This window comes from Actinacidiphila bryophytorum (assembly GCF_016916835.1).
Lineage (GTDB): Bacteria > Actinomycetota > Actinomycetes > Streptomycetales > Streptomycetaceae > Actinacidiphila > Actinacidiphila bryophytorum.
Window position 1 is genome coordinate 1 of sequence record NZ_JAFFIX010000040.1, and the last position, 22,819, is coordinate 22,819.

20 protein-coding genes are annotated in these 22,819 nt (G+C 73.2%); 9 read left to right on the plus strand and 11 right to left on the minus strand.

Going from position 1 to position 22,819, the window contains the following annotated elements; all coding sequences use genetic code 11:
- Nucleotides 1-614 (minus strand): LysE family translocator (locus tag JT723_RS33115; protein ID WP_205048586.1); only part of this gene is annotated, 614 nt, incomplete at its 3' end.
- An 83-nt stretch (nt 615-697) separates the two neighbouring features.
- Entirely contained in the window at nt 698-1,708 is a 1,011-nt protein-coding gene (locus JT723_RS33120; protein WP_205048587.1) for an aldo/keto reductase, read from the minus strand.
- A 221-nt stretch (nt 1,709-1,929) separates the two neighbouring features.
- On the opposite strand from JT723_RS33120, the gene JT723_RS33125 reads away from it, so the two are divergent.
- The 4 genes from JT723_RS33125 (at nt 1,930) to JT723_RS33140 (ending at nt 6,826) form a co-directional block, all read left to right on the plus strand.
- Nucleotides 1,930-2,604, plus strand: a complete 675-nt coding sequence (locus JT723_RS33125) for a Type 1 glutamine amidotransferase-like domain-containing protein (protein ID WP_205048588.1) — start codon at nt 1,930-1,932, stop codon at nt 2,602-2,604.
- An 88-nt stretch (nt 2,605-2,692) separates the two neighbouring features.
- Nucleotides 2,693-3,625: a lysylphosphatidylglycerol synthase transmembrane domain-containing protein gene (locus JT723_RS33130; protein ID WP_205048589.1), complete on the plus strand. Its 933-nt coding sequence runs from the start codon at nt 2,693-2,695 to the stop codon at nt 3,623-3,625.
- Nucleotides 3,626-3,939: 314 nt separating this feature from the next.
- Nucleotides 3,940-4,587: a hypothetical protein gene (locus JT723_RS33135; RefSeq protein WP_251513326.1), complete on the plus strand. Its 648-nt coding sequence runs from the start codon at nt 3,940-3,942 to the stop codon at nt 4,585-4,587.
- 283 nt (nt 4,588-4,870) lie between these two features.
- Nucleotides 4,871-6,826: an APC family permease gene (locus JT723_RS33140; RefSeq protein WP_205048591.1), complete on the plus strand. Its 1,956-nt coding sequence runs from the start codon at nt 4,871-4,873 to the stop codon at nt 6,824-6,826.
- A gap of 19 nt (nt 6,827-6,845) precedes the next feature.
- On the opposite strand, the gene JT723_RS33145 is transcribed toward JT723_RS33140, so the two are convergent.
- From JT723_RS33145 to kdpF, 7 genes are all read right to left on the minus strand, one after another.
- Nucleotides 6,846-7,340, minus strand: coding sequence for a hypothetical protein (locus JT723_RS33145; RefSeq protein ID WP_205048592.1), 495 nt, complete (start codon nt 7,338-7,340; stop codon nt 6,846-6,848).
- A 208-nt stretch (nt 7,341-7,548) separates the two neighbouring features.
- Nucleotides 7,549-8,001 (minus strand): type II toxin-antitoxin system PemK/MazF family toxin, encoded by a 453-nt coding sequence (locus JT723_RS33150; protein ID WP_205048593.1) that lies wholly within the window; start codon nt 7,999-8,001, stop codon nt 7,549-7,551.
- A 20-nt stretch (nt 8,002-8,021) separates the two neighbouring features.
- Entirely contained in the window at nt 8,022-9,005 is a 984-nt protein-coding gene (locus JT723_RS33155; RefSeq protein WP_205048594.1) for an aldo/keto reductase, read from the minus strand.
- A 72-nt stretch (nt 9,006-9,077) separates the two neighbouring features.
- Nucleotides 9,078-9,710: a potassium-transporting ATPase subunit KdpC gene (kdpC, locus tag JT723_RS33160; RefSeq protein WP_205048595.1), complete on the minus strand. Its 633-nt coding sequence runs from the start codon at nt 9,708-9,710 to the stop codon at nt 9,078-9,080.
- A 43-nt stretch (nt 9,711-9,753) separates the two neighbouring features.
- Complete coding sequence (kdpB, locus tag JT723_RS33165) at nt 9,754-11,886, minus strand: potassium-transporting ATPase subunit KdpB (RefSeq protein WP_205048596.1); 2,133 nt, start codon at nt 11,884-11,886, stop codon at nt 9,754-9,756.
- Entirely contained in the window at nt 11,886-13,550 is a 1,665-nt protein-coding gene (kdpA, locus tag JT723_RS33170) for a potassium-transporting ATPase subunit KdpA (RefSeq protein WP_205048597.1), read from the minus strand. Before kdpA ends, kdpB begins: the two co-directional genes overlap by 1 nt.
- 1 nt (nt 13,551) lies before the next feature.
- On the minus strand, nt 13,552-13,641 hold the full coding sequence (gene kdpF, locus JT723_RS33175; RefSeq protein WP_205048598.1) for a K(+)-transporting ATPase subunit F: 90 nt from the start codon (nt 13,639-13,641) through the stop codon (nt 13,552-13,554).
- A gap of 307 nt (nt 13,642-13,948) precedes the next feature.
- Between kdpF and JT723_RS33180 the strand changes: the two genes are divergently transcribed.
- The 3 genes from JT723_RS33180 (at nt 13,949) to JT723_RS33190 (ending at nt 16,634) form a co-directional block, all read left to right on the plus strand.
- Complete coding sequence (locus tag JT723_RS33180) at nt 13,949-14,329, plus strand: hypothetical protein (protein WP_205048599.1); 381 nt, start codon at nt 13,949-13,951, stop codon at nt 14,327-14,329.
- Nucleotides 14,330-14,422: 93 nt separating this feature from the next.
- Entirely contained in the window at nt 14,423-15,304 is an 882-nt protein-coding gene (locus JT723_RS33185; protein WP_205048600.1) for an aldo/keto reductase, read from the plus strand.
- Nucleotides 15,305-15,398: 94 nt separating this feature from the next.
- Complete coding sequence (locus JT723_RS33190) at nt 15,399-16,634, plus strand: PP2C family protein-serine/threonine phosphatase (RefSeq protein ID WP_251513327.1); 1,236 nt, start codon at nt 15,399-15,401, stop codon at nt 16,632-16,634.
- Nucleotides 16,635-17,408: 774 nt separating this feature from the next.
- Here JT723_RS33190 and JT723_RS33195 read toward each other — a convergent pair.
- Both JT723_RS33195 and JT723_RS33200 read right to left on the minus strand, forming a co-directional pair.
- Complete coding sequence (locus JT723_RS33195) at nt 17,409-18,077, minus strand: response regulator (protein WP_205048602.1); 669 nt, start codon at nt 18,075-18,077, stop codon at nt 17,409-17,411.
- Entirely contained in the window at nt 18,074-19,450 is a 1,377-nt protein-coding gene (locus JT723_RS33200) for a sensor histidine kinase (RefSeq protein ID WP_251513328.1), read from the minus strand. The genes JT723_RS33195 and JT723_RS33200 overlap by 4 nt, the downstream gene beginning before the upstream one ends.
- A 217-nt stretch (nt 19,451-19,667) precedes the next feature.
- Here JT723_RS33200 and JT723_RS33205 point away from each other — a divergent pair, with 217 nt between their 5' ends.
- Together JT723_RS33205 and JT723_RS33210 are read left to right on the plus strand one after the other, a co-directional pair.
- Nucleotides 19,668-20,393, plus strand: coding sequence for an ABC transporter ATP-binding protein (locus JT723_RS33205; protein WP_251513329.1), 726 nt, complete (start codon nt 19,668-19,670; stop codon nt 20,391-20,393).
- Entirely contained in the window at nt 20,390-22,798 is a 2,409-nt protein-coding gene (locus JT723_RS33210; protein WP_205048604.1) for an ABC transporter permease, read from the plus strand. The genes JT723_RS33205 and JT723_RS33210 overlap by 4 nt, the downstream gene beginning before the upstream one ends.
- The last annotated feature ends 21 nt before the right edge of the window (nt 22,799-22,819 follow it).

A 22,819-nucleotide genomic window follows, 5' to 3' on the forward strand; every position in this document is an offset into this window, starting at 1 on the left:
ACGGCCATCCGGGCCCCGAGCAGCAGCAGGACGCCGCCCGAGACCTGTTCGAGCCGCCTGCGTACGGCCGCCCGCGAGATCACGTGCTGCAGCCGGCCGACGAACCACACGTACAGCCCGTAGTAGCCGACCTCGAAGACCGCCCACAGCGCCGCGAGCCCGATCATCGCCGGCAGCCGCGGTGCGCCCGCCGGTACGAACTGCGGCAGGAAGGACATCGCGAAGACCGCGGCCTTGGGGTTGGCGAGGTTGAGCAGCAGCCCCGAGCGGTAGGAGGCCGCGCCGGTCCGTACGGCCTGCGGCCCGTCCCCCTCCCCCTCCTGCTGCCTTCCGTGCCGGGCGTCCAGCAGCGTCCTGACGCCGAAGCCGATCAGCGTGACCGCGCCGACGACCCGCATCACGTCGTAGGCCACCTCGGAGGCCGCCAGCAGCGCGGTCAGGCCGAGGGCGGCGACCGTACCCCACACGAAGACGCCGGTCTCGTTGCCCAGCACGGTCAGGAAGCCGGCCCGCCGGCTGCGCAGCGACTGCCGCACGATGAGCATGGTGCTCGGCCCGGGCGACGCGGCGATCAGCGTGCAGGCGCCGAGGAAGGGCAGCAGGGTACGCAGCATGCGGCCACGCTACGGGGACGCCGCGCCCCGCCGCCCCCGAATATCGGCCCCTGCCGCTGTGTCCGCCGTGCGCACGGGCGCTCTCACCAGGCGAAGGCCTCGGGCGAGGGACCCGGACCCGGGAAGATCGCGTCCAGCTCCGCCAGCAGCTCCGCGTCCAGGTCCAGGTCCAGGGCGCGCAGCGCCGACTCCAGGTGTTCCGCGGTGCGCGGGCCGACGATCGGACCGGTCACCCCGGGCCGGGTGAGCAGCCACGCCAGCGCGACCTCGCCCGGCTCCAGCCCGCGGTCGTCGCACAGCTCCTCGTACGCCTGGACCTTCGCGCGCATCGCCGGATCCGCCAGCCCGGCGGCCGACCGCCCCATCGACGTACGCGACCCCCCGCCGTCGCGCTCCTTGCGCAAGGCGCCGCCCAGCAGCCCCTGGTTCAGCGGCGACCACGGGATCACGCCGAGACCGTACGCCTGCGCCGCCGGGATCACGTCCATCTCGGCGGTGCGCTGCGCGAGGTTGTAGAAGCACTGCTCGCTGACCAGGCCGAGCGAACCGCGCCTGCGCGCCGCCTCGTTGGCCTGCGCGATGTGCCACCCGGCGAAGTTGCTCGACCCGGCGTAGAGGATCTTCCCCTGCGTGACCAGCACGTCCATGGCCTGCCAGATCTCGTCCCAGGGCGTCGCCCGGTCGATGTGGTGGAACTGGTAGACGTCGATGTGGTCCGTCCCCAGCCGCCGCAGGCTCGCCTCCACCTCCCGCCGGATGTTCAGCGCCGACAGGTGGTCGTGGTTGGGCCACGACTGCTCGTGCCACGGCGTCCCGTCATTGGTCATGTTCCCGTACAGCTTGGTGGCCAGCACGACCTTGTCCCGCCGCCCGCCCCCCTGCGCGAACCACCGCCCGAGCACCTCCTCGGTGAGCCCCTTGCGGTTGTCGCCCCCGTAGATGTTGGCGGTGTCGAAGAAGTTGACGCCCGCGTCGAGCCCCGCGTCCATGATCTTGTGCGCGTCGGCTTCCACGGTCTCCGACCCGAAGTTCATGGTCCCGAGCACCAGCCGCCCGACCTTGAGTCCCGTCCGTCCCAACTGCGTGTATCTCATACGCGCCAGCCAACACCTTGGAGCACGCTCCATGGCAAGCCCCGCCGCCCGGGCTGCGGGGTGGATCGGGTGGGGTGGGGCCCGGCGGGGGCGGGGTTCTGGGAGGGTGGGGGGGGCAAGGACCGTGGAAGTGCGGCCGGTGCGGGGCCATCCTCGACGGCGCGGCCCGGCGGGGCCGGCGCCGTCGTGGCGGGGTGGGGTGCCGGCGGGGAAGGGACATCATGAAGCTTCTGCTCACCGACTCGGGTGTGAAGAACGCGAGCATCCAGGACGCGCTGGTCGGCCTGCTGGGCAAGCCCGTCGCCGAGGCCGACGCGCTGTGCATTCCGACCGCGGGGTACGGGGGGCCGGGGGCCGATCCGCGGGGGCCGTGGCGGTTCGTCAGCGGGCGGTCGGAGCTGCACATGACCGACCTGGGGTGGAAGTCGGTGGGCGTGCTGGAGCTGACCGCGCTGCCCGGCATCGACCGGGAGCGCTGGGTCTCCTGGGTACGGGAGGCCGACGTCCTGCTCGTCAACGGCGGGGACCCGCTGTACCTGGCGCACTGGATGCGGGAGTCCGGGCTGGCCGCACTCCTGCCGTCGCTGCACGACACGGTCTACGTGGGGCTCAGCGCCGGGAGCATGGTGATGGCCCCGCGCGTCGGGGAGGACTTCGTGGGCTGGCGGCCGCCCTCCGGGGGTGACAGCACGCTGGGGGTCGTGGACTTCTGCATCTTCCCGCACCTGGACCATCCGGCCTGCCCCGAGAACACCACGGCCGCCGCGGAGAAGTGGGCCGCCGGGATCGGGCACCGGGCGTACGCCACCGACGACCAGACGGCGCTCACGGTGGTCGACGGGGCCGTCGAGGTCGTCTCCGAAGGCCGCTGGAGGTTTTTCGACCCGGCTTCCTGAAGCCGCTGAGCGCGGCCGCCGTCCGGCGGTAGCGGGGACGTCACCTCGGGGACGCCCGGGCGTACGGCCGGTGGGGGAAGGTCGGGGGGTGGGGAAGACGTGGCGGGTCGTCGGGGCCGGCGTGCCGCTGGCGGTGGTGGTCGGGTGGGGGGCCTGGCACCGGGAGCTGCTGGTGGCCGGGGGGCGGGACCTGCTCGGGGCCGACAGGTCCTGGCTGCTGGCCGCGCTCGGGGCGACCGCGCTCGGGTGGGTCGCGATCGCCGTCGCCCGGCAGGGCACCGTGCTGGAGCCGCTGCCCGCGGGGCGGCTGCTGGCCACGCAGTTCGCGGCGACGGCCGCCAACCAGCTCACCCCGGCGGGCATCGGCGCGGGGGCGGTGAACCTGCGCTTCCTGCGCGGCTGCGGGCTGCCGCTCGCGCGGACCTCCGCCGCGCTCGCGCTGTACTCGCTCGCCGAGTCGATCGGCCGGGTCACCCTGCTCGTGGTGATGCTGCTCGCCTTCCCGCACGCCCTGCGGGTGCACGGGCTGGTGCCTGACCGCGGCACCGTCGAGGTGGCGGTCGCCGCGCTGGCGGTCGTGGCGGCCGGGGCCGCCGTGCTGGTCGTGGCCGTACGCCCGGCCCGCCGTCTGGTGGGCGGCTTCCTCGCGACGGCGCTGGCGGACGCCCGCTCCCTGCACATGCGGCCCGCACGGGCGCTGGCCCTGTGGGGCGGCTCGCTGGCCTTCCCCGCGCTGCAGGCCGCGGGCCTGGTCGCGGTGGCGCACGCCCTCGCCCTTCCGGTGCCGCCGGCGCACGTGGCCATCGCCTACCTGGCCGCGACCTGCCTGGCCGCGGGGGTTCCGACGCCCGGCGGCGTCGGCTCGGTCGACGCGGCGCTCGGCCTGGCGCTGGTCGCGGCCGGGGCGCCCGCGGGCGCGGCCACCAGCGCGGTTCTGGGCTACCGGATCATCACCGCGTGGCTGCCGCTGCTGCCCGCGGCCCTGACGCTCGGCGCCCTGGTGCGGCGCAAGGTCGTCTAGGCCGTGTTTTGGAAGTAGCGCCGTCCGCCCACAGGGCGGGGGCCCGGCGGCGTCTGGTGCGTGCGATCGCAAGGCGGAGGGTCGTCCTCGTAGTGGGCCTGCTCGGACGACTCCGACAACGCAGCGAGCGTGCGTGCCAGGCGTCGCGGGGCAGGCGGGACCTCCAAAACACGGCCTAGGTGCCGGTCCGGTGAAGCCACGGGGGCGGGTCGGCTGTTGACAGCACAGGTTTATCGGCCATACTGCCCGCCGTGGAGCAGCGCACAGGTTCGATCACACCGGCGATACACCCCGCAGGGACCGATCCGGCATTCGTGCCAGGTCTCCTGCCCCCGCGTCCTGCCGCGGACGAGGTGAAAGCCTCGGACCCGGCCGAGGCCGCCCCGCCCGAGGAGGACGCGGACGCGACAGCGGCCGACGCCGCACAAGCCGACCCCGGGGCCGTAGCGGCGCCCGAAGCCGAGGCGGACGTGGCAGCGGACGCGGAGGAAGAAGAGGACGAGGACCGCGGCGAGCCGCTGTTCGAGGTCTCCGACCGCCGCGCCACGATCCTCGCCGACCGCGTCGGCATCGTCTTCCGGCTGGACGGCGAGGAGGCCGACTTCACCTGGGACGAGATCGGCGCCGTCGAGATCGACACGCCCCGCTTCGGCAAGCGGTTCGCGGTGACCGTCTACACCGGTCCGCGCCGCTGGTTCGAGGCGCACGTCGAGGCCAAGTCCCGCGGCCTGCTCAAGACGTGGGCGGCCGAGCTCGACGCCGTACTCGACGAGCACTTCGAGGACCCGGACGACAAGGCCGAGGACACCAAGGCCGACGTCAAGGCGGCCGCCGACCCCGAGCCGGACGCCGTCACCGAGGCCGAGGACAAGATCGAGGCCGAGGACGGCACCGAGGGCGAAGACGAGGCCGAAGACGAGGCGGAGGCCAAAGCCGAGGCCAAATCCGACGCCGACGCATGAAAACCGCCGCCGCGGTAGCCCGCACGGCGTCAAGACTCGCCCGCTCGCGTTAAGAACGCGTATGGAAAAACCGTGCGGCGCCCCATGGACTCCCCGGGCGCCGCACCCTGACCGAGGCTCCCGCACCTGATCACCCGCGGCCCGACCGGGCCGCGGGGGTGCGGTGGCGCGCACGGTCGACGGCGACCAGATTGCGTACGCTGACCAGGCCATCCTGTTGCGGTGGCCTGCCTCACCACGCCTTGTCGCCCGGCGACGGCGCCGCACGACAGGAGCACGGTCCATGTCCATCACCGCCGGGGCAGAACGCGGCAGGTTCCGCTCATGGCTCCTCGAAGGCCTGTCCGACATGGCCAGGCACCAGAACCAGCAGCCGGGGAGCGAGGGGCAGCAGGTCGCCCACAAGGGGCAGCGCTGGTGGCGGGTGATGTGCCTGACCGGTGTCGACTACTTCTCCACCCTCGGCTACCAGCCGGGCATCGCGGCGCTGGCCGCCGGGCTGCTCTCGCCGATCGCGACGGTCGTGCTGGTGATCGTGACGCTCGCGGGCGCGCTGCCGGTCTACCGCCGGGTGGCGGAGGAGAGCCCGCACGGGGCGGGCTCGGTCGCGATGCTGGAGCGGCTGCTGTCCTTCTGGAAGGGCAAGCTGTTCGTCCTGGCGCTGCTGGGCTTCGCGGCGACCGACTTCCTGATCACCATCACGCTGTCCGCCGCTGACGCCTCGACCCACCTGGTGGAGAACCCGCACTTCACCTCGGCTCTCGGCGGGCACCAGATGATCATCACCCTGGGGCTGATCGCGCTGCTGGGCGCGGTCTTCCTCAAGGGCTTCCTGGAGGCCGTCGGCGTGGCGGTGGTCCTGGTGGGGATCTATCTGGCGCTGAACGTGGTCGTGGTCGTGAACGGGCTCTGGCACGTGCTGACTGCCGCGCACCTGGTCACGGACTGGACGAACGGGCTGACCGCGGAGCGCGGCAACGTCTTCGTGATGATCGGCGTCTCGCTGCTGATCTTCCCCAAGCTCGCGCTCGGCATGTCCGGCTTCGAGACCGGGGTCGCGGTGATGCCGCACGTCCGGGGCGGCGAGGACGACACGGAGGAGCGGCCGACGGGGCGTATCCGGGACACCAAGAAGCTGCTGACGACCGCGGCGCTGATCATGAGCGTCTTCCTCATCACGACCAGCTTCATCACCACCGTCCTGATTCCGAAGGACGACTTCAAGGCGGGCGGCCCCGCCAACGGCCGCGCGCTGGCGTATCTGGCGCACGAGAACCTGGGGTCCGGCTTCGGCACGGTCTACGACTTCTCGACCATCGCCATCCTGTGGTTCGCGGGCGCCTCGGCGATGGCGGGTCTGCTCAACCTGATGCCGCGCTACCTGCCGCGGTACGGGATGGCGCCGCACTGGGCGCGGGCGGTGCGGCCGATGGTGCTGGTCTTCACGCTGGTCGCCTTCCTGGTGACGTGGATCTTCGACGCGAGCGTCGACAAGCAGGGCGGCGCGTACGCCACCGGTGTGCTGGTGCTGATGAGTTCTGCGGCCATCGCGGTGACCATCGCGGCCCGCAAGGCGCGGCAGCGGCGGTGGACGGTCGCTTTCGGTGTGATCGCCGTGGTCTTCCTCTACACGACCGTGGTCAACGTGCTGGAGCGGCCCGACGGTGTGAAGATCGGCGCCTGCTTCATCGCGGGGATCATGCTGGTGTCGTTCCTGTCCCGGCTGGCCAGGGCCTTCGAACTGCGGGTGACCGGCGTGCAGCTGGACCCGATGGCCGAGCGCTTCGTACGGGACATCGCCACCCGCCAGGTCCGCTTCGTCGCGAACGAGCCGGGGCTGCGGGACGCCGCCGAATACCGCGACAAGCTGCACCAGATCCGGATGGACAACGACATCCCGCCGGAGGACGACCTGGTCCTGGTGGAGGTCACGGTGCCCGACGCGTCGGAGTTCGAGTCGGCGCTGACCGTGCAGGGCACGGTGCTGCACGGCAAATACCGGGTGCTGTCGCTGGAGAGCGCGTCGGTGCCCAACGCGCTGGCCGCGCTGCTGCTGCACGTACGGGACCTGACCGGGTGCAAGCCGCACATCTACTTCGAGTGGACCGAGGGCAGCCCCTTCGCGAACTTCCTGGGCTTCTTCCTCTTCGGCCACGGCGAGGTCGCCCCGGTCACCCGCGAGGTGCTGCGCGAGGCGGAGCCGAACCGGGCGCGCAGGCCCAAGGTCCACGTGGGCTGACGCACCCGCCGAGGCCCGTTCAGTCGAGGCCACAGGCGCGGAAGAGGGCGCGGGCCTGCGCGGTGTCGGCCGCGGCGGCAGGGCCGCTCACCGGGGAGGGGTCGGCCAGCAGGCCCGCGGTGTGCGAGTGGCGGGCGCCGGCGTCCAGCTCGTGCCGCAGGAGGGGGCTCGCGGCGACGGCCGCGGCGTCGACCTCGATGCGGCGCCCCGCGGCGTCGCGCAGCAGCAGGCGCCGGGCGGTGTGCCCTTCGAGGCGGGCGCCGACCAGGCGGTCGATGCGTATCCGGCGGGTGCGCAGCAGCGTACGGACGGCGAGCCGGCCGCCGCCCGCGGTGATGCGCGGCGGCACCAGCACGGCGGAGAGCGCGACGGCCAGGCCCGTCCACAGCAGGGCGCGGAGCACCGTCAGGGTGCCCGCGGCGGCGTCCAGGGCCAGGGCCGCGGCGAGCAGGCCGCCGGGCAGGGCGAGGGCGAGCCGCAGCCGGGCGGGCCGGTCGCGGTCGGAGCCGCGCACCGGCCCGGCACCGCGCCCTCGTGAGGGGCGGCGGACCGGTGGGGAGGAGTATCCGCGCTGCACACTTCCGACGCTAGGCACCGCGGCCGCCGTACGGCCGCCCGTTGACACCGCCCTGACGCCGCCGCCCGCGGTCCTGACGCTTCTCTTACGGGTACGCACCCGCGCCGCTTACGGGTACGCACCTCCGTCGGTGCAGGACACGGGCTCAGCGCCAGCCGTACAGCTCCTTGAGCCGGTTGACCACCAGGTTGAAGCGGCCGCGGTCCAGCGCGCAGGCCTCGCGGCGCATGCCCTGCTCGTGCAGCCGCAGCACCCGGTCGACGTCGACCCAGGAGTCGCGGCCCTCGCGGTCCCAGGGCCCCGCGCCGATCGCGACCCACTCGTGGTCGTGGTCGTGGCGCTTGCTGGAGAGCTGGACGGCCAGCAGCGTGCCGGCCGCCTCGCGGGCCACGACCAGCACCGGGCGGTCCTTGCCGCGGCCGTCGTTCTCCTCGAAGGGCACCCAGGTCCAGACGATCTCGCCGGGGTCGGGGTCGCCGTCGTGGGCCGGGGCGTACTCGGTACGCACCCGGCCCACCTCGCGCGGCTCTGCCTCGGTGGTGGCGTACGGGCCTGCGGCGCCGGGGAATTCGGGGTGGCTGTCGGTGTAAGTCGTCACGCCCCGACGCTATCGGGCCGTCACCAGCGGTGGTGCACCTGTGCCCGGATCCGCCGGTCGTACAGGTCGCGTACGCCGTCGAGCACCGCGGGCGGCAGCTCGGGAAGGGCCGCGGCGGCCGCGTTGGCCCTGGCCTGCTCGACCGAGCGGGCCCCGGGGATCACCGAGGTCACCCCGGGCTGCTGGATGATCCAGCGCAGCGCGGTCTGCGCGGGGGTCGCGCCCTCGGGGGCCAGTGCGGCGAACTCGACGGCGGCTTCGAGGCCGGTCTCGTAGTCGACACCGGAGAAGGTCTCGCCCTGGTCGAAGGCCTCGCCGTGCCGGTTGTAGGCGCGGTGGTCGTCGGCGGCGAAGACCGTCTCGCGGGTGTACTTGCCGCTGAGCAGCCCGGAGGCCAGCGGCACCCGGGCGATGATGCCGACGCCCGCCGCGGCCGCCGCGGGCAGCACCTTCTCCAGCGGCTTGAGCCGGAAGGGGTTGAGGATGATCTGCACGCTGGCCACGCCAGGCCGCGCGATGGCGGTGAGCGCCTCGTCGCAGGTCTCGACGCTGACCGCGTAGTGGGCGATGCGCTGCTCCGCGACCATCGTGTCGAGCGCGTCGTAGAGCGCGTCCGAGTCGTAGACGGCGGTGGGCGGGCAGTGCAGCTGCACCAGGTCGAGGGTGTCGACGCCGAGGTTGGCGCGCGAACGGTCGTTCCAGGCGCGGAAGTTGTCGAGGGAGTAGTTCTCCGGCCGCTGCTCGGCGCGGCGGCCCATCTTGGTGGCGACGAAGATCCCGGCGTCCGGCCGGTCCTTGAGGTAGCGGCCGATCAGCTGCTCGCTGCGCCCGTCGCCGTAGACGTCGGCGGTGTCGAAGAAGGTGACGCCGGACTCGACGGCGGCGTCGAGCACCGCGATCGCGTCGGCCTCCTCCACGTCGCCCCAGTCGGCGCCGAGCTGCCACGTCCCCAGACCGACGACGGACACCGCACGGCCGGTCCTGCCCAGTACACGCTGTTCCATGTGCCCGATGCTACGACGCCCCCGGCCCGCTCCGCGCGGGAGCAGGACCGGGGGCGTGACGGTGCAGCGGGCTCAGCCGGACAGTGCGTTCAGCGCCCTGTTCAGGTCCAGGACGTTGACCCGCGGCTCGCCGAGGAAGCCCAGGTCGCGGCCGTGGACGTGGTCGGCGACCAGGGTGTGCACCTGCCGGGGGGACAGGCCGCGGGCGGCGGCGACCCGGTCGACCTGCTCGTAGGCGTAAGCGGTGGAGATGTCCGGGTCGAGCCCTGAGCCGGAGGCGGTCAGGGCGTCGGCGGGCACGTCCTCGGGGCTCACGCCGTCGAAGGCGGCGACCGCGGCCCTGCGGTCGTCGATCGCCTTGACCAGGTCGGGGCTGTTGGGGCCGAGGTTGGACGCGCCGGAGGCCAGCGGGTCGTAGGAGCCCGCGGAGGGGCGCGGCTGGAAGAACTTCGGGTCGGGGCGGGCGGCCTCGTCCGGGTTGTTCGGGTTCTTCTTCGGCAGGTCGAAGCTCTGGCCCAGCAGGCTGGAGCCGACGCTCATGCCGTTCTGGGTCACCACCGAGCCGTTGGCCTGGTGATGGAAGGCCGCCTGGGCGACGCCGGTGACGGCCAGCGGGTAGAGCACACCGGTGATCACGGTGAGCACCAGCAGCATCCGCAGCGCCGACAGATGACGGCGGACGGCCGGGGGGAGGTAGGAGGCCATGTCGAACACCTTCTTTCTGTTCTGGTCGGGAGGTCCGCCGGGGTCAGCGCAGTCCTGGGATGAACTGGATGACCAGGTCGATGAGTTTGATGCCGACGAAGGGCAGGATCAGCCCACCGACGCCGTAGACGCGGATGTTGCGGTTCAGCAGCTTCGAGGCCGACGAGGGGCGGTAGCGCACCCCGCGCAGCGCCAGCGGGATCAGCACCACGATGATCAGCGCGTTGAAGATGATCGCGGAGGCGATGGCCGACGTCGGGCTGTGCAGGCCCATCACGTTGAGCTTGTCCAGGCCCGGGTAGGCCACCGCGAACATCGCCGGGATGATCGCGAAGTACTTGGCGACGTCGTTGGCGATCGAGAAGGTCGTCAGCGCGCCCCGGGTGATGAGGAGTTGCTTGCCGATCTCGACGATCTCGATGAGCTTGGTCGGGTTGGAGTCCAGGTCCACCATGTTCCCGGCCTCCTTGGCGGCCGAGGTGCCGGTGTTCATGGCCACGCCGACGTCCGCCTGGGCCAGCGCGGGGGCGTCGTTGGTGCCGTCGCCGGTCATCGCGACCAGCTTGCCGCCGGCCTGCTCGCGTTTGATCAGGGCCATCTTGTCCTCGGGGGTGGCCTCGGCGAGGAAGTCGTCCACGCCCGCCTCCTCCGCGATGGCCTTGGCCGTCAGCGGGTTGTCGCCGGTGATCATCACGGTGCGGATGCCCATCCGGCGCAGTTCGGCGAACCGCTCGCGCATACCGGCCTTGACGACGTCCTTGAGGTGGATGACGCCCAGCACCGTCGCGATCGTCTCGCCGTCGCGGTGCACGACCTCGCCGACGACCAGCGGGGTGCCGCCGCCCGCGGCGATCGCGTCGGCCATCGGACCGACCTCGGCGGTGGGGTGGCCGCCGTTCTCCCTGATCCAGTGCATGACCGCGGAGGCCGCGCCTTTACGCAGCTCCCGCCGGTCGCCGTCCTCGGTCAGGTCGACGCCGCTCATCCGGCTCTGGGCGGTGAAGGGCACGAACTCGGCGTGCCCGCCCAGCTCCCGGCCGCGCAGCCCGTACTTGTCCTTGGCCAGCACCACGACGGAGCGGCCCTCGGGGGTCTCGTCGGACAGCGACGACAGCTGGGCGGCGTCGGCGAGTTCACCGACGTCGATCCCGCTGACCGGTAGGAACTCCGCGGCCTGCCGGTTGCCCAGGGTGATGGTGCCGGTCTTGTCCAGCAGCAGGGTGTTGACGTCACCCGCGGCCTCGACCGCACGCCCTGACATGGCCAGCACGTTGCGCTGCACCAGGCGGTCCATCCCCGCGATGCCGATCGCGGACAGCAGGGCGCCGATCGTGGTGGGGATCAGCGCGACCACCAGGGCCACCAGGACGACCAGCGACTGCTCGGCGCCCGCGTAGACCGCCATCGGCTGCAGGGTCACCACGGCCAGCAGGAAGACCACGGTCAGTGAGGCCAGCAGGATGTTCAGCGCGATCTCGTTGGGCGTCTTCTGCCGGGATGCGCCCTCGACCAGGGCGATCATCCGGTCGATGAAGGTCTCGCCCGGCTTGGAGGTGATCTTCACGACGATCCGGTCGGACAGCACCTTCGTGCCGCCGGTGACCGCCGAGCGGTCGCCGCCGGACTCGCGGATGACCGGGGCGGACTCGCCGGTGATCGCCGACTCGTCCACCGAGGCGATGCCCTCGACGACGTCGCCGTCGCCGGGGATGACCTGCCCGGCCTCGACCACCACATGGTCGCCGAGCCGCAGGTTCGCGGCCGGTACGGACTCCTCGGCGGGCGCGCGGTCCCCGTGCCGCCAGCCGGTCAGGCGGCGGGCGACGGTCTCGGTCCTGGTCTTGCGCAGGGTCTCGGCCTGCGCCTTGCCGCGGCCCTCGGCGACGGCCTCGGCGAGGTTGGCGAAGACCACGGTCAGCCACAGCCACACGGTGATCACCCAGGCGAAGACGCTGGGGTCCTTGGCCGCGGACAGCGTGGTCAGCACCGCGCCGACCTCGACCACGAACATGACCGGGTTCCTGGCCATGACCCGCGGGTCGAGCTTGCGGCACGCGTCGGGGAAGGAGGTGAGCAGCTGCCTGGGGTCGAGCAGCCCACCGGAGACCCGGTGCGGTTCCGGTGCGGGGACGCCGGGCCCGGTCGGAACCGGGGGGCGGTCGGTGGTCAGGGACATCAGTGCAGACCTTCCGCGAGCGGACCCAGCGCGAGGGCGGGGAAGTAGGTGAGGCCGACGACGATCACGATGACGCCGGTGAGCAGGCCGACGAACTGCGGCCGGTGGGTGGGCAGGGTGCCCGCGGTGACGGGCACGGGCTGCTGCCTGGCCAGCGAGCCGGCCAGTGCCAGGACGAAGATCATCGGCAGGAAGCGGCCGAAGAGCATCGCCAGGCCCAGCGCGGTGTTGTACCAGTGGGTGTTGACGCCGATGCCGGCGAAGGCCGAGCCGTTGTTGTTGGCGGCGGAGGTGAAGGCGTACAGCACCTCGGAGAAGCCGTGCGGCCCGGAGTTGAGCATCGCGGCGCGCTCGCCCTTGAGCGACATCGCGGCGCCCGTGCCGATGAGCACGATCGCGGGGGTCGCCAGGATGTAGAGGGAGGCGAACTTCATCTCCCGGGCGCCGAGCTTCTTGCCCAGGTACTCGGGGGTGCGTCCGACCATCAGGCCGGCCACGAACACCGCGATGACCGCCAGGATCAGGATGCCGTACAGGCCCGAGCCGGTGCCGCCGGGCGCGATCTCGCCCAGCATCATGTTGAAGATCGTCATCCCGCCGCCGCCGGGCGAGAAGGAGTCGTGGAAGGAGTTGACCGCGCCGGTGGAGGTCAGCGTCGTGGACGCGGCGAAAAGGGCAGAGGCCCAGATCCCGAAGCGCTGCTCCTTGCCCTCCAGCATCCCGCCGGCGCTGTGGCCCGCGGTGCTGCTGACGCTGTGCAGCTCGTTGACGGTGATCAGGGCGACCGAGGCGGCCCAGATCAGGCCCATCACGGCAAGGATCGCGTAGCCCTGGCGGTGGTCGCCGACCATCTTGCCGAAGGTGCGCGGCAGCGAGAAGGAGATCACCAGCAGCAGGTAGATCTCCAGGATGTTGCTGATGCCGTTGGGGTTCTCGAAGGGGTGGGCGGCGTTGGCGTTGTAGAAGCCGCCGCCGTTGGTGCCCAGCTCCTTGATGGCCTCCTGCGAGGCGACCGGGCCGCCGGTGAGCGACTGCTTGTCGCCGACCAGGGTGCCGATCTCGTGGATGCCGTGGAAGTTCTGCACCGCACCCATGGCGACCAGCACGATCGCGAAGACGAACGCCATGGGGACCAGCAGCCGCACCACGATGCGGGTCAGGTCGACCCAGAAGTTCCCGACCCGGTCGGTGCGCCTGCGGGTGAAGCCGCGGATCAGGGCGGCGACCACGGCGATGCCCACGGCCGCCGAGACGAAGTTCTGCACCGCCAGGCCGGCCATTTGGACCAGGTGGCCCATCGTGACCTCACCGCTGTAGGACTGCCAGTTGGTGTTGGTCACGAACGAGGCGGCGGTGTTGAAGGCCTGGTCGGGCTTGACCGGCGCGAAGCCAAGCGAGAGCAGCAGGTGGTTCTGCAGCCGCTGGAAGCCGTAGAGGAAGAGCACCGAGACGGCCGAGAAGGCCAGCACGCTGCGCAGGTACGCGCCCCACTGCTGGTCGGCCTCGGCGTCCACGCCGCCGAGCCTGTACAGGCCCTTCTCGACCGCCAGGTGCCGGGTCGCGGTCAGGATGCGGGCCATGTAGTCGCCCAGCGGGCGGTAGGTCAGTGCCAGCGCCGCGATCAGTACGGTGATCTGGAGCCAGCCCGCGAGGGTGTCGTTCACCTCAGAACCTCTCGGGGAAGATCAGGGCCAGCACGAGGTAGCCGAGCAGGCAGCAGGCCACGACGAGGCCGACGACGTTTTCCACGCTCACAGCCGCCCGACCCCCTTGGCGACGAGTGCGAGCACGGCGAAGACCGCGATCGTCACGGCGATGAACACGAGATCGGACATTTTCGGCGGCACCCCAGGTGGTGATGTACGGAGCGGGGCCGGATGCGGCCCCGTCCCATACGGTCACCCCGCACACGCGTGCGGCCGCGTCCGTTAACGCTTCCCTGGCGCGGGCGCCCGGGCCATTGACGTGCTCTTGACGGTTCCGCGGCGGTTTGCGGGCACCGGGGGCGGGCGTACGCTCGTACGTGGTACGAAAGCCGGGCAAAACGGGCGGAGGTGCGACGATGACGAGGTTCGGAACGCGGCGCCCACCCGTACAGGACCCCATGGACGCCATGGACCCCATGGACCCCATGGAAGCCGCCGACCCCGACGCCGAGCACCGGCGTGCCCTGGTGCTCAGCGAGGTGGCCGCCGAAGGCCCCGACGGGCTCTTCCGGGTCCTGCGCAGGGCCGCGGCCGGCGACACCGACGCGGCGGGCATCCCCGTCTCCGGGCTCGTACGCGCCCTGCCGGGCATCACCGTGCTCGACTCGCACGACTTCCTGCAGCACGCCCGCATCCGCGACACCGCCCTCGCCGGCGACCTCACCCCCGGCCAGCGCGTCGCCCTGACCTCGGTCCTGGACCGCGCCCGCTACCGCTTCGAGGGGCCGCGCGCGTAACCGCGCAGGTCGGACCGGAAATACGGCGGGCACCGAGGCGGTTGCCCAGTATTCGTCAGAGCGCACCACCCGCGTCACCCCCGGGAGCCCCCCATGCCAGAAAGCACCACCCACCCCGCCGCGGCGGCCCTCGCCTCCGGGAGCTACCTGCTCGGCGGGGACCTGCCCGTCACCCGGCTCGGCTACGGCACGATGCAGCTGACCGGCCCGGGCGTCTGGGGCGACCCCGCCGACCCCGACGAGGCCCTGCGGGTGCTGCGCCGCACCGCGGAACTCGGTATCAACTTCATCGACACCGCCGACGCCTACGGCCCCTTCACCGCCGACCTGCTGCTGCGCAAGGCCCTGCACCCCTACGCCGACGACCTGGTCATCGCCACCAAGGCCGGCTTCACCCGCACCGGGCCCGGCCAGTGGGTGCCCGTCGGGCGGCCCGAGTACCTGCGCCAGCAGGTCGAGCTGAGCCTGCGGCACCTCGGCCTGGAGCGCATCGACCTGCTCCAGCTGCACCGCATCGACCCCAAGGTCCCCGTCGCCGAGCAGGTCGGCGAACTGGCCGCACTGCAGAGCGAGGGCAAGATCCGGCACATCGGCCTCAGCGAGGTCACCGTCGCCGAGATCGAGGAGGCCGGCGCCACCGCGACCATCGCCTCCGTCCAGAACCGCTTCAACCTCGCCGACCGCGCCTCCGAGGACGTCCTGGACTACGCCGAGGCCCACGGCATCGCCTTCATCCCCTGGTTCCCGCTGGCCACCGGCGCCCTCGCAGGCCCCGACAGCCCGCTCACCCGGATCGCCGCGGAGCGCGGGGCCGCGCCCTCCCAGCTCGCCCTGGCCTGGCTGCTGCGCCGCTCGCACGCCATGCTGCCCATCCCCGGCACCTCCTCCGTGGCGCACCTGGAGGAGAACACCGCCGCGGCAGGCATCGAACTGACCGACGAGGAGTTCCAGGCCCTGGAGAACGCCGCCCGCTGAGCCCCGCAACGGTGGCGGGACCGCCGCCGGGATGCGTCGATGGACAGACGGCAGCAGGCGGCGTCCCCGGCGACCCGGCGGCGGAGGTGGTGCGGTGAGCGGGCACGGCGAAGCGGGTACCGCGGGCCACCACGTCGTCAGGGCGCCCTACGGGGTCGTCGAGGACGCGGTCGACTCCATCGGCACCACGCTGGACGAGCACACCACGTGCACGGAAGTCGTCCGCTTCCTGTGCCGGCACGGATGCGACGCCGCCGCCGTCGACCTGCTCGCCGAGGAAGCCCCCGCCGACGGGGACGCGCCCGCAGCCGCCCTCACCCGCACCGCCACGGAAGGCCGCGCCGACCTGCTGGACACCGGCATGTCCCGCAGCGGCGGCGCACTCGAAGTGCACGCACTCGACGAAGGGCACCCCATCACCGCGGACACCCAGCTCGTCGGCGGGGTGCCCCGCAGCGTCATGACCGTCCCCCTGCTCGCCCACGGCAGGCTCTACGGCGCACTGCTCGCCGTACGCAGCGGGGCGCCCTTCAGCGCGTACGACACCGCCACGCTGCACTACGTGGCCCGCCTCGCCGCCGTCCACCTCGGGCACGACCGCGAGCACACCGCGGTCCACAGCGCCGCGCTCAACCTGCAGCGGGCGCTGCTGGCCGAACCCGGCCGGCCGCACCCCAACCTCGACATCGCCACGCGCTACCTGCCCGTCGGCGGCGGCACCCTCGTCGGCGGCGACTGGTACGAGACCGTACGGCTGCACTTCGGGCGCACCCTGCTCGTCATGGGCGACGTCATGGGGCACGGCCTCGACGCCGCCGTCGACATGAACGCCTACCGCTCCACACTGCGGTACGTCGCCTCCACGGACCTGCCGCCGCACCGGGTGCTGCGGCAGCTCGACGCGGCCGTCGCCGAGGACAGTACGCGGCGGCCCGCGACCTGCCTGCTCGCCCGGGTCGACCCGGCCAGGGGCAACGCGGCGATCGCCACGGCCGGGCACCTGCCGCCCGTCCTCTTCTCCGCCGACGGGGCCGGGCGGCTGCTCGACCTGCCCGTCGGGCCGCCGCTCGGCACCGGGGTCGGCGGGTACGCGCTCACCGAGCAGCGGCTCGTGCCGGGGGACACGCTGGTGCTCTTCACGGACGGGCTGGTCGAGCGGCGGGGCGAGGACATCGACGTGTCCCTCGCCCGCCTTGCAGCCCTGCGCGTTCCGCCCGGGGCTGCGCCCCAGGACCTCCTCGACCTCATCCTCACCCATGTCGCCGCGTCCCGCGCGGAAGACGACGTGGCCGTCCTCGCCGCCCGCCTCCGGCGCGCCGGGACCACCTAGTCCGTGTTGTGGAAGTCCCGCCTGCCCCGCGACGCCTGGCACGCACGCTCGCTGCGTTGTCGGAGTCGTCCGAGCAGGCCCACTACGAGGACGACCCTCCGCCTTGCGATCGCACGCACCAGACGCCGCGGGGCCCGCCCTGTGGGGGCGGACGGCGCTACTTCCAAAACACGGCCTAGCCCCTGCCCCATGCGGCACCCTCCCGACCTTCCCCCCGGCGGGGGCCGAGCGCCTGGCGATTGCCCCTTGCGGCGCCCCTCCCGACCTTCCCCCGGTGGGGGCTGACGCTCGGTGATTGCCCCTTGCAGTAGGCGGTCGGCTTTCCCCTTCGGGGGTGCACAGGTGATTGCCACCTGCGGTGAGCTTGCACCTTTGGGTGCGTGAGTGATCGGGCGCGCAGTTCCCCGCGCCCCTGGGTGGGTGCCACTTGCCGTGGCGTTGCTTTCTTTCCCGCGTCTCAGGCTGGGCGCGCAGTTCCCCGCGCCCCTGGGGGTGCCCTCTCGCGCAGAGGTGAGCGCTGTCAGGCGGTGCCGCCGGCCTGCGAGGGGGAGCGTTTTTCAGGGGGGTGCCCTGTGGGGAGGAGGGTGAGCGTTTTTAAGGGGCGCGGGGAACTGCGCGCCCCATCACGATGCGCCGGATGGTGCAAGCTCACCGCAGGTGGCAATCACCTGGGGGCGCGGGGAACTGCGCGACAAGCCACGACGCGCCGGAAGGTGCAAGCTCACCGCAAGGGGCAATGCGCACCCCCCCGCCGGGGGGAAGGTGGGCGGCTTTCTACACGGCACCCGGGGTGACGAGGCCGGACTCGTAGGCGGCGACCACCGCTTGCGCGCGGTCGCGAAGGCCGAGCTTGGAGAGGATCCGGGTCACGTGCGTCTTGACCGTCGCCTCGCTCACCCCGAGCGCCCGCGCGAGCTCGGCATTGCTGAGGCCGCCCGCGAGCAGGCGGAGGACCTCCAGTTCGCGCGGGGTGAGCGCGGCGAGGTCGCGGTGGACCGTGGTGCCGGCTGCGCCGGCCGCGAAGCGTTCGACGAGGCGCCGGGTGATCGCGGGGGCGAGGAGCGCGTCGCCGGCGCGGACGAGCCGCACCGCGGCGACGAGGTACTCCGGCGTGACGTCCTTGAGCAGGAACCCGCTCGCCCCCGCCGCCAGCGCAGCGTAGACGTACTGGTCGAGGTCGAAGGTCGTGAGGATGACGACGCGCGGCTCGTCGGGCGCGCGGCCGGTGAGGATGCGCCGGGTGGCTTCGAGGCCGTCGAGGCCCGGCATGCGGATGTCCATGAGGACGAGGTCGGGCCGGGTGCGGCGGACCGCTTCCACGGCCTGTTCGCCGTCGGACGCTTCCGCGACGACCTCGATGCCCGCGGCGGTGAGGATCATGCGGAAGCCGGTGCGTACGAGGCCCTGGTCGTCGGCGATGACGACCCGCAGCGGGGGGTTCATGCGTCTCCTACCGGGATGACGGCCCGGACCCGGTAGCCGCCGGTGATGCGGCGGCCCGCGTCGAGGGTGCCGCCGTAGACGGCGAGGCGTTCGCGCAGGCCCATGAGGCCGCGGCCGTTGCCGGACGCGGCGGCGGGGGAGGGGGTGCCGCCGGTGTCGGCGACCTCGATGCGGACCTCGCCGGGGAGGTAGTCGACGTGGATGGTGACGCTGGCGCCCGAGGCGTGTTTGACGGTGTTGGTGAGGGCTTCCTGTGCGACGCGGTAGGCGGCGAGGTCGACGCCCGCGGGCAGCGGGACGGGGGCGCCGGTGACGGCGAGGTCGACGGGGACGCCGGTGCTGCGGACCCGTTCTGCCAGGACGCCGACCTGTCCGAGGCCCGGCTGCGGTGCGAGGTCCGCGGTGTGCGCGTCGGCGGGGTCGGAGGTCATGGCGAGCAGGCCCATGACGTGCCGCAGTTCCGCCATCGCGGCCCGGCCGGCGGACTCCACGGCGAGCAGCGCCTGCCGGGCGAGTTCGGGTTCCGCGGTGAGCACGGTGCGGGCGGCCCCGGCCTGCACGGTCATCATGCTGACGTTGTGCGTGACGACGTCGTGCAGTTCGCGGGCGATCCTGGCGCGTTCCAGGTCGACGGCGAGCCGGGTGGCGGCTTCCTTCTCGGCTTCCATGGCGTGCAGCCGCTGCCGCCAGGTGTGGACGGTGTTGGCGGCGAGGCCGACGGGGACGAGCACCGCGAAGGGCACGAAGCCGGTGGCGATGTCCGGGACGGTGAGGTCGTGGAAGGCGCCCATGAGGATGCCGCCGGCGATCAGCGCGACGACGGTGAGCCGCCGGTAGGGGCTGTAGAGGGCGGCGCTGTAGGCGGCGATGACGCAGGCGGTGAAGGTGAAGACGGTGGGGGTGTCGGCTTCGTGCAGCCGCCAGGTGTGCTGCTGGGCGCCGTGGAAGACCAGCGTGGCGGTCAGAACCGCGGTGTAGGCGGCCACCGGGTAGCGGCGGCGCAGTGCCAGCGGCAGCGCGGTCAGTGCGGCGAGCACCAGCAGCCACAGGGGCGCGGAGGCCAGCACCGCGTGGTCGGGCACCACGTTGAAGGGGTACTTGGCCGCGCCGGGCCGTGGCAGCGGGGGAACCGGCGGCGCGGGCGGCCAGGGCGGGCCGAACCGGCCGCCTCCGACCGGGCCGTCGGGTGTGCCGTCGACGCCGTGGGCGGTGGCGTAGACGGTGGTCGCGGCGAGGAAGACCGCGAGCACCGCGTCGGCCACCCAGGCCCAGCGCGACAGGCGCCGCGGGTCGCTGCCGGGTGCGGGCGGCGCCGGGCGCCACAGGGGTGCCAGGGCGGCCCTGATCCGGGCGGCGGGGGTCGGGGTGGTCACCGGCCCAGTGTGCACAACCGGCGTGACCTGGTACATCCCCCTGCCGACCGGCGCGGGGGCGGCGGCGTACGCCATGCGCGTACACCCCTGGGATGACGCCTGCGGCCGTCCGCCCGCTGCGGTATCCGCGGTCCACAGGCCGGGCGACGCGGTGCCCGGCGCGCCGACCCTAGCGTCGGCGTACCGCACAACCGGCCCGTTACGGGGGAGGACCCACGTGAGCAGTACCGCGAACGTCATCGACATCCGCGAGGTGCGCAAGACCTACGACGAAGGACCCGCCGCGCTCGACGGCCTGTCGCTGACCGTGCGGGCGGGCGAGGCGCTGGCGGTGCTCGGCCCGTCCGGCAGCGGCAAGTCGACGCTGCTGAACCTGGTCGCGGGCCTGGACCGGCCGACCGAGGGCAGCGTCACCGTGGACGGGGTCCGCGTCGACGGGCTGAGCGAGACCGGCTCGGCGCGTTTCCGGCGGGAGCGCATCGGCATGGTCTTCCAGTTCTTCAACCTGCTGGACGACCTGACGGTGACCGACAACGTCCTGCTGCCCTCGCAACTGGTCGGCGCCGGGCGGGCACAGGCCAGGGCGCGGGCCGCGGAACTGCTCGACCACCTGGGCATCGCCCGGCACGCCCGCGCCTACCCGGGGCGGCTGTCGGGGGGCGAGCGGCAGCGGGTCGCGGTCGCGCGGGCGCTGATGAACCGGCCCGCGCTGCTGCTGGCCGACGAGCCGACCGGCGCCCTGGACACCGCGTCGGGCGCGGAGGTGCGCAGGCTGCTCACCGAGCTGAACGCCGACGGGCAGACGATCCTGCTGGTCACCCATGACCTGGCGCTCGCCGAGGCGTGCGCGACCCGCACCATCGAGCTGGTCGACGGGCGCATCGTGCGCGACGTGAGCGGCCACCTGGGCGGTACGGCCGGCGGCTCGGTGGTGGCCCGATGAGCGCGCTGGGCAAGGTGGTGCGGGCCGGGGTCGGGCGGCGCCGGGTGCAGACCGTGGTGATGGTGCTGACCACGATGATGGCCGTGACCGCCTCGATCATGGCGGGCGGCCTGGTCGTGGCCTCGCAGGCGCCCTTCGACCACGCCTTCGCGCGGCAGCACGGCGCGCACCTGACCGGCCGTTTCGACGGCGGCAGGGCCACCGCGGCGCAGGTCGCGGCGACCGCGCACACCGCGGGGGTGACCGCGGCGGCCGGCCCCTTCGCGGTGGTCACCGCGAGCCCGCAGCTCGGCTCCGGCCATGTGGTGATGAACGGCCTGCCGCCGCTGACGATCGCGGGCCGCGCCGAGCGCGGCGGCCCCGTCGACGCGGTGACCCTGGAGAAGGGCCACTGGGTGACCGGCACCGGGCAGATCGTGCTGGCCGCCACCGACAACGGCCCCCGGTTCGGCGGGGTCGGCCAGACGCTGAGCTTCCCGGCGCTGCCGGGCAGCCCGTCGCTGACCATCGTCGGCATCGCGCGTTCGGTCAGCAGGACGGCGGACGCCTGGGTGGCGCCCGCCGAGATCGCCGCACTGACCAAGCCGGGTGCGGCACCGGCGTACGAGATGCTCTACCGCTTCGCGCAGGCCCGCAGCAGCGCGGACCTCGGCCGCGGCAAGGACGCGCTGGCCGCCGCGGTGCCGCCGGGTGCGCTGAGCGGGACCGTGTCGTACCTGGCCACCAAGCACACCGCCGACCAGGAGACGGCGACCTTCGTGCCCTTCATCGTGGCCTTCGGGGTGCTGGGCCTGGTGATGTCGGTGCTGATCATCGGCATCGTGGTCAGCGGTGCGGTCAGCGCGGGCACCCGGCGGATCGGGGTGCTCAAGTCGCTGGGCCTGACCCCGGGCCAGGTCGGCAGGGCCTACGTCGGGCAGGCGCTGATCCCCGCGTCGGTGGGCACCGTGCTGGGCGTGGTGCTCGGCAACATCGCCTCGGTGCCGCTGCTCGCGCAGGCCTCGGACGCGTACGGCACCGCGTCGCTGACCGTCGCCTGGTGGCTGGACCTGGCGGTGCCCGCCGGGGTGCTGGCGCTGGTGGTGGCCAGCGCGCTGGCGCCGGCGCTGCGGGCGGCCCGGCTGCGTACGGTCCAGGCGCTCGCGATCGGCCGCACCCCGCAGGTGGGCAGGGGCCGCTTCGCGGCCAGGGCGGCGGCCCGGCTGCCGCTGTCCCGGGCGGTGACGCTGGGCCTTGCGGGACCCTTCGCCCGGCCGGCCCGCTCGGCGACGATCTGGGCGGCGGTCGCCTTCGGCGCGGTCGGGGTGACCTTCGCCTTCGGGCTCGGCTCGTCGCTCTCGGCGATCCAGGACGGCCTGAACCAGGACTCTCCCGGCCAGGTCACCGTCAACACCTTCGCCCCGCCGCCCGGCCCCGGCGACGGCACGGGCGCGGGCATGGAGGCGGGGCCGGGCGCCGCACCGCAGCCGGGCCGGCCCGCGCAGGCCGACACGGCGGCCGTCGCCCGGGCCGTCGCGGCGCAGCCCGGCACCGCGGGCTCCTTCGGCACCATGCAGAAGGAGCTGGCCTTCGCCGGTGTCCCGGGGGCGGTGAGCGTCACCGCCTACCAGGGCGACTCGTCGTGGGGCGGCCTTCAGATGGTGTCGGGCCACTGGCTGGACGGGCCGCGGCAGATCGTCGTCGGCCGGCGCTTCCTGGAGGCGACGGGCAAGCACGTCGGGGACAGCGTCACCCTCGAAGGGGACGGGCGCAGCGCCGCGGTCCGTATCGTCGGCGAGGCGCTGACGGTCGGCGACAGCGGGATGGAGGTCGCGGCCGACGCCGGGGCGCTGACCGCGGTGGGCGTCGCGGTGCGGCCTGACTCCTTCGCGGTCGAGCTGGCCCCCGGCACGGACCGGGGCGACTACCTGCGGGCGCTCAACAGCGCGCTGCAGCCGCTGGGTGTCGAGGCCTTCGCGCAGGACAGCGAGCTGAGCGCCACGGTGATCGCCATGGACACGATGATCGCCATGCTGACGGTGATGCTGGTGGCCGTCGCGGGGCTCGGGGTGCTCAACACCGTGGTGCTCGACACCCGGGAGCGGGTCCACGACCTGGGCGTGATGAAGGCGCTGGGCATGGCGCCGCGGCAGACCGTGGCGATGGTCGTGACGTCGGTCGCCGGGATCGGCGCCGTCGCGGGCCTGGCCGGGGTCCCGCTGGGGGTCGCGCTGCACGGCTACGTGATCCCGGCGATGGGCAACGCGGCCGGCACCCACATCCCGCCGGTCGACCTGCACGTCTACCACCCGCTGCCGGTGCTGCTGCTGGCCCTGTCGGGGCTGGTCATCGCGGTGGCCGGGGCGCTGCTTCCGGCGATGTGGGCGGCGCGTACGTCCACGGCGGTGAGCCTGCGCACGGAGTAGCCGGGCGGAACCGCCCTGCCG

What these genes read in the sequence shown, in the direction of transcription:
- JT723_RS33155 (WP_205048594.1), bottom strand. Translation starts at nt 9,005, where the DNA reads ATGGAACAGCGTGTACTGGGCAGGACCGGCCGTGCGGTGTCCGTCGTC.
- JT723_RS33120 (WP_205048587.1), bottom strand. Translation starts at nt 1,708, where the DNA reads ATGAGATACACGCAGTTGGGACGGACGGGACTCAAGGTCGGGCGGCTG.
- JT723_RS33125 (WP_205048588.1), top strand. Translation starts at nt 1,930, where the DNA reads ATGAAGCTTCTGCTCACCGACTCGGGTGTGAAGAACGCGAGCATCCAG.
- JT723_RS33140 (WP_205048591.1), top strand. Translation starts at nt 4,871, where the DNA reads ATGTCCATCACCGCCGGGGCAGAACGCGGCAGGTTCCGCTCATGGCTC.
- JT723_RS33180 (WP_205048599.1), top strand. Translation starts at nt 13,949, where the DNA reads ATGACGAGGTTCGGAACGCGGCGCCCACCCGTACAGGACCCCATGGAC.
- kdpB (WP_205048596.1), bottom strand. Translation starts at nt 11,886, where the DNA reads ATGTCCCTGACCACCGACCGCCCCCCGGTTCCGACCGGGCCCGGCGTC.
- kdpC (WP_205048595.1), bottom strand. Translation starts at nt 9,710, where the DNA reads ATGGCCTCCTACCTCCCCCCGGCCGTCCGCCGTCATCTGTCGGCGCTG.
- JT723_RS33195 (WP_205048602.1), bottom strand. Translation starts at nt 18,077, where the DNA reads ATGAACCCCCCGCTGCGGGTCGTCATCGCCGACGACCAGGGCCTCGTA.
- JT723_RS33185 (WP_205048600.1), top strand. Translation starts at nt 14,423, where the DNA reads ATGCCAGAAAGCACCACCCACCCCGCCGCGGCGGCCCTCGCCTCCGGG.
- JT723_RS33210 (WP_205048604.1), top strand. Translation starts at nt 20,390, where the DNA reads ATGAGCGCGCTGGGCAAGGTGGTGCGGGCCGGGGTCGGGCGGCGCCGG.